Genomic DNA, 5,550 nt, shown 5'->3' with positions numbered 1-5,550 from the left:
CCGTCGAGACCTGCTTCGACACGAGCCTCGACACGCTGGACCGCTCCGCCGCCTGCCTCCAGGGCAAGCGCCTGCGCGAGGAGATCGAGGCCCGCGGCCTCTGTCTCGATCTCGCCGAACGCGAGGGAAGCTATCGTGGCGTGTCACGCTGCGACGCGTGAGGGAAGGGGTGACGGAAAGATAAAAATTATGGTTTGCGAAACGAGAAAAAACGATTTTCGAAACGACACTTGCAATGCAAGGGTGATGGCAGTGCGGCATTCCCATGCCGCATTTGCAGTCTGGAACGAGATGCGTGCCTCTGCGAGGTCTCGCCTCTCAAAAATGAACCCTGAGGTGTCATTAAAATCGAATTTTCCCTTATTTTTAAGGGACAAATTTAAAATTCCCAACGCCAGAATTAAAAGCCTGTTAAATTAGTGTTAAAATTTAAAAAACCGGAAAGATGTTCATAATCTTGCGATTTGAGAGACTCCGCCTTATTAATTGCAGATTTAAAAGTAGCAGATTTTTCAAAAATAAATTACGTCATTGTTTTTGATCTCTCCTTGCTCACTCCCGATCAGACACCTCGGCCTGCGAAAGATAAGATTATCCTCGGAAAAATTAAAAATGATATAACTTACTCAATCTCATTGTTATTAATTGCCTTTGGTGTCACATCAGCGATCATTATCACCTACGAGAATGCCCGCTGTCGTCGTGCAGGTGCGCTGGCTTTTGGCGACGTCAAGCTATGGTCAGGTGAGCCACGTTCTCAAGATGTGGGGCGCCGATGTCGCCGGTATCTTCCCGAACGAGGCATCGATCATGCGCCTGATAGCCGCCGTGCCGTTTGAGCAGAACGATGAATGGCAGACCTCGAGCCGCTACATGATGGTCGATGCCTTCGCCCGGATCGACACCGAGGAAATCGACTCCATTCTCAGCATAACCACGAAAGTCGCCTGATCATGACCTCAGGCCATCCGAGAAATTACATTAGTTTAACGGACGGGACCCTTGCGTGCCATGGACAGGCCCCGCGCGCCAAGAACAGAGAACAGCGCGACTGTGGCCGCGCTCCGCGTGCTGCCGATGACCAGGGCACGCTTGCCCTCACGCGTCGGGGATCCGGCCCTCATCGGATCTCCAGATCGGTGATGCGGCCGCCAACCACCAGCCGAGGATCGCCTGCGGGCCACGATGAACATGGGCCTTGATGTGAACAATGCCTGGAACCCATCAGTCAAGCGCTGCCGCGATGGCATCGAACACGACCAGCGGGTCGACCGGTTCGCGGCCCAGGGGCTTGGGCTGCGCCATATGCGTGGCGCTCACGACATTCCGCGCCGGGTTGATATAGATGTTCTGCCCCTGGATGCCGATCGCGGCATAGGCGCCGTCGGCGATGGACGGTCCGGTCCAGCCGGGCCACCACATGTAGCCATAATGGATCGTCTCGCCGCCCGTCAGCTCCGGCGGCAGACCGGCGGTCTCCGTCCATTCGTCGGGCAGGATGGCGTTGCCGTCGATCACCCCGCCCTCCAGGAAGAACTGCCCGAAGCGGGCGAAATCGCGCAGGGTGGCCGACAGGCCGCTGCCGCCGATCTCGAGCCCGTTGGGGCTGTCCAGCCACCAGTTGGCGTCGGCCTCCATCCCGTAGGGTTGCCAGATCTTCTCCGCCATATAGTCCGGCAACGGCATGCCGACGGCGCCATGGACAACCTCGCCCAGGACCTGCGTCTCTCCGGTGGAATAGGTGTGATGGGTGCCGGGGGCGTGGGCGCGGGGCAGTGCGGCCATCACCTCCATCGCGGCGCCGGGGCGCTGTTCGATCTGCGCGCGCAGCAGGTCGCGGCAGTCGGACGTAGGGTCGGCATAGGTCTCGTTCCATTCCACGCCCGAGGCCATCAGCAGGATGTCGCGGATGCTGACCCCGTCATAGGCGCTGCCCGCCAAGGCCGGGACATGGTCGGTGACTAGATCGTCCAGCGCGTGTCGGCCGTATTGCCCCGTTGATAGGTCTCAAAGACGACCGCGCCGTCCTTGAGCACGATCAGCCCGGTGACATTGTCCAGCGACAGGAAATCATAAAGGTCATAGGTCGCGTGGAGTGTCGTTGGCAAGGATCGAACAGTCTTCACGACCGGTGCTGACATATCGCCCACTTTGGAACCAGCCATTCAAAGGGCATGGTCCGTCGTCGTCCGGTCTTACGATGGAACTCTGGCCGTGCCGGTTGACCGTAACAAACCAAGATTATCCCTTCTCCATTCATCGCCGACCTCAACCAGGCTCATCCTTGGAGCGGAGCAGCGGGGATCGCCGGGCAAATGAGAAGATGGGTGCTGCGGTACAAGACCCGCGCCGACATCACGATCATTGGTCCAAAAAAATAGTTCGGTCCAATTATGGTCCAATGCGACCTGACAGCCAAAGTGGCCGGAAAAGATTGCACCTTGGATTAACGGGCACGTTTCCAGAGTCAGTCTAGCAGAGATATCCACAAACGAAAGTTTGAAAGCAGACCATTAGGTGGAGTGACCCACCTGCATTCCGCAGGGAAAAACACGATAAAACGTGAGCTAAGCGCTGATTAGTAGTCTGAACACATACGACGACGCGGTTTCCACCACTGAAGAGAAGACATTTTCCCAAGACTGTGGATGCTGAACTAACGAGAAGCACTCCTCAGCCATGGTTGGAGAACCTGGTCCGGTCCATTGGTCCAATGAAATTTTCTGATTGCAAGACAAATAAACGAAGAACAGTCGTGCCACGGGATCGACGCGGCTCTGTAGTCTGACGAGGAGGACCCAAAATGACGGACGTAAACCCTGACGATCCTGAGAAGCTATTTGACGGACACCGTGACCATCTGCCTGTTGAAACCAGCGGCCCCTCAAACGGAGTATCTGCTGCGCTTACAATGGGCGAACTCGAAGCGCGGGTGCGCGCGGGTCTTCATTCCGGGTTCGGCCTTTTTGGTCACGACGGGATTATTTGCACAGCTGATTTCAAGCCGGTATGCGGTCTTATCGCTCCTCTGCGCTGGATGCGCCGCAACGATGGATCAGGCTACGGGATGGAAGTGGCGTTCGGCACCCGGGATGGGGTTGTCGCCCGTATGGTCTTTGACAATAGCGAGCTGGACGGACGGCGTGTCATTGCCCGTCTGGCCGATAGCGGATTTTCTCTTCTCGGCGCTCCGACTGATTTCAAGCAGCTCCTCCGCGCTTGGCCGGACCTTCGGGTCGATCTGCGGGCCGATCATGCCGGATGGTTGGAGACGCCTTCAGGGGAGATTTACATGCGGCCTGACGGCACCTCTTTTGAAGAGGCGCCCTGTGCCGCGTCACAGGCAATACTGGTTAGCCCTCGACCTGCACAAAAAGCGGGAACCCTGACAGGCTGGCAGGAGGCTGTCGCAGGTTCTGCCCTGGGCAATGAACTGCTGATGTTCGGTATCTGCGCCACGCTTTCTGCACCCCTGCTGAAGCTGGCCGATCTGCAAACGACAATGTTCCACTTCTATGGGCAGGGTCCGATCGGAAAATCGCACCTCCTCGCCGTGGCCGCCAGCACCGATCGGTCACCCCGCCTGAGGCAGAGTTGGACAGTTGACACAGATCGTCTTGAGGAACAGCTGGCACAGAGCTGCGACGGCATGTTGGACTTCGATTGCCTGTCAGAGAATCCATCGTCTCAGCTTCTCGGACGGCTGACCGGCCTCGGTGATGAGGCCGTCAGCGGGGGGGCGACATGGATCTGGCGTGGCGTGCGGCTCTCGACAGGCGAGCGCCCCTTGGCAAATCTTCTCGTCCGAAATCGCAAGATCGTGCCGGCCGCGATGATGTCACGGATCATCGATATCACTGCCGATATCGGTCCGCACGGGGCTCTGCAGACACTGCACGGACACGATGATGGCGACGCCTTCCTCGTCGCGATGCGGCAAGCTATGAGGGCGCATCATGGACATCTGATGCCGGCCTTCATCGACGCTATCAATCAGGATCGTTCCGACATCATCGGCGCCCTCCCGCAGCAGATCGCGACAACCATCGGGTCCATTCTGGACCGGGCCGAACTTCCGGCTGATGTATGCACAGGATCACGCCGCGAGGCCCTGCGCCGGTTCGCCTTGGTTGCCATTGCCGGCGAGATGGCGATTGCCCGTGGTCTTCTGCCTTGGCCCGGGGGCTCCGCAATTGCCGCCGTCAGTTCCGTCACGGGTCGCTGGCGGTTTGGCCAGGACACTGCGGCGGCCCCTAACGACATGCTGCTCCGACTTAGGGCTTTCATCGACCAGAATCGGCATTCATTGGTTTGGATCGACGACGCCAGCCCCACGGAGAGGGCAGACCCGGGGAGAGGCTGGCAGGATGATCAGTTTGTCTATCTCACCAAAGACCAGCTCGAAACGATCCTCCCTCTTAGAGACGCGATTCCTGGACTGGTGAAACAACGCATTGTCGTACCCGGCGGGGAGCGCAATTCATGGACATACAGAATGGGTCGTCAGTTCGAGCATCGTCCACGCTATTACCGATTCAGGAAGGATCTCCGCGTTTGGAAAGTATGAATGACGGCCTTAAGTAAACCTAGCATTGCTTAGCAGCCGGGCTTCTACCAAGACGCTAATATCGCCTTGTCATACCTGAACCAATCCGCCGCGAGGTCTTCGCTTACGCGCCTGGATGGACACTACCGCTCCGTCAATCACGACTCTGCAAATCCGCGCTCATCAATCGCGCTCCCGGAGTCAGTCGTCTCGGTATAAAGTCAGTAATGCCGCACGTATGGCTGGAACCTAGCGTTCGTGGCGGTTGCGGCAGTGGAGTGTTCCATATGCGCCATTATTGAGGGCGCGCGCCTAGATCCGCGGGAAGTGGACCGCGAACCCATCCACCGCAATTTGTGCCGCAAAGGATCATGCGAGGCGTCATTTTGGCGCAGGGCATTCCGCGACGCAGGCAGAATTTGACTAATTGACTCTGGTAAGGTTTTCGTCACCTCCTGCACCCCGTTGCATGACGCGCAAGACGGAGGGTGTGATGAAAGAGAACCTTAATCTGCTATTTGATCTTCTGCCCGCACCCGGGACAAAGGGTTATCTGGTGCTAGAGCATTTGACCTCCGGCAATCTTCAGGATCGCGGTGAGGTCATGGCAGTTGAAAGTGTGATCCGTCTCAGTCTGTGCTCCAACCAGGACGGTGATAACCCAGTCCCGGTCTACGAGTTGCTGCTGAACGACGACGAAACCCACAACCCTATCGAAGCTCACGACAGGATCAGAACCTGGGCCGCTGGCTTTATGCTCGGCGCGCGATATGCAGGCGAAACGATCGGCCTGACCATCATGCCCACACAACCAATCGACGAATAAGGGATGGATTAATGCAGAGAACTTCCAATCCCCCGCATCGTCCTTGCCACCGACTTAGCAGACGAACGAGAGCGCATTTTCTTATACTAACCGCGTGATCAAGACACCAGCGCCGCCGCGCGATTAAGATCGCCCTTTGCCGCGCGTCGCGCTGCCGTTAGGCTCCAGACCCATTGAT

4 protein-coding genes and 1 pseudogene are annotated in these 5,550 nt (G+C 57.5%); 3 read left to right on the top strand and 2 right to left on the bottom strand.

Annotated elements, in window-relative coordinates; all coding sequences use genetic code 11:
• Positions 1-774: 774 nt before the first annotated feature.
• Positions 775-951, top strand: a pseudogene (locus TY51_RS17770) (transposase); the annotation flags it as partial.
• Positions 952-1,224: 273 nt separating this feature from the next.
• Here TY51_RS17770 and TY51_RS17765 read toward each other — a convergent pair.
• Together TY51_RS17765 and TY51_RS22250 are read right to left on the bottom strand one after the other, a co-directional pair.
• Entirely contained in the window at positions 1,225-1,941 is a 717-nt protein-coding gene (locus TY51_RS17765) for a serine hydrolase (protein ID WP_052650426.1), read from the bottom strand.
• A gap of 20 nt (positions 1,942-1,961) precedes the next feature.
• On the bottom strand, positions 1,962-2,108 hold the full coding sequence (locus TY51_RS22250) for a hypothetical protein (protein ID WP_156118114.1): 147 nt from the start codon (positions 2,106-2,108) through the stop codon (positions 1,962-1,964).
• A gap of 695 nt (positions 2,109-2,803) precedes the next feature.
• Between TY51_RS22250 and TY51_RS21400 the strand changes: the two genes are divergently transcribed.
• Together TY51_RS21400 and TY51_RS17750 are read left to right on the top strand one after the other, a co-directional pair.
• Positions 2,804-4,567 carry a DUF927 domain-containing protein gene (locus tag TY51_RS21400; protein ID WP_081995232.1) on the top strand — a complete coding sequence of 588 codons (1,764 nt, stop codon included), beginning with the start codon at positions 2,804-2,806 and terminating at the stop codon, positions 4,565-4,567.
• Positions 4,568-5,039: 472 nt separating this feature from the next.
• Entirely contained in the window at positions 5,040-5,372 is a 333-nt protein-coding gene (locus TY51_RS17750; protein WP_042252159.1) for a hypothetical protein, read from the top strand.
• Positions 5,373-5,550: the final 178 nt, after the last annotated feature.

Source organism: Paracoccus sp. PAMC 22219 (assembly GCF_000787695.1).
Taxonomy (GTDB): Bacteria; Pseudomonadota; Alphaproteobacteria; order Rhodobacterales; family Rhodobacteraceae; genus Paracoccus.
Note: the sequence above shows the minus strand (reverse complement) of the source record. Positions and strands in the feature narration are given on the sequence as shown.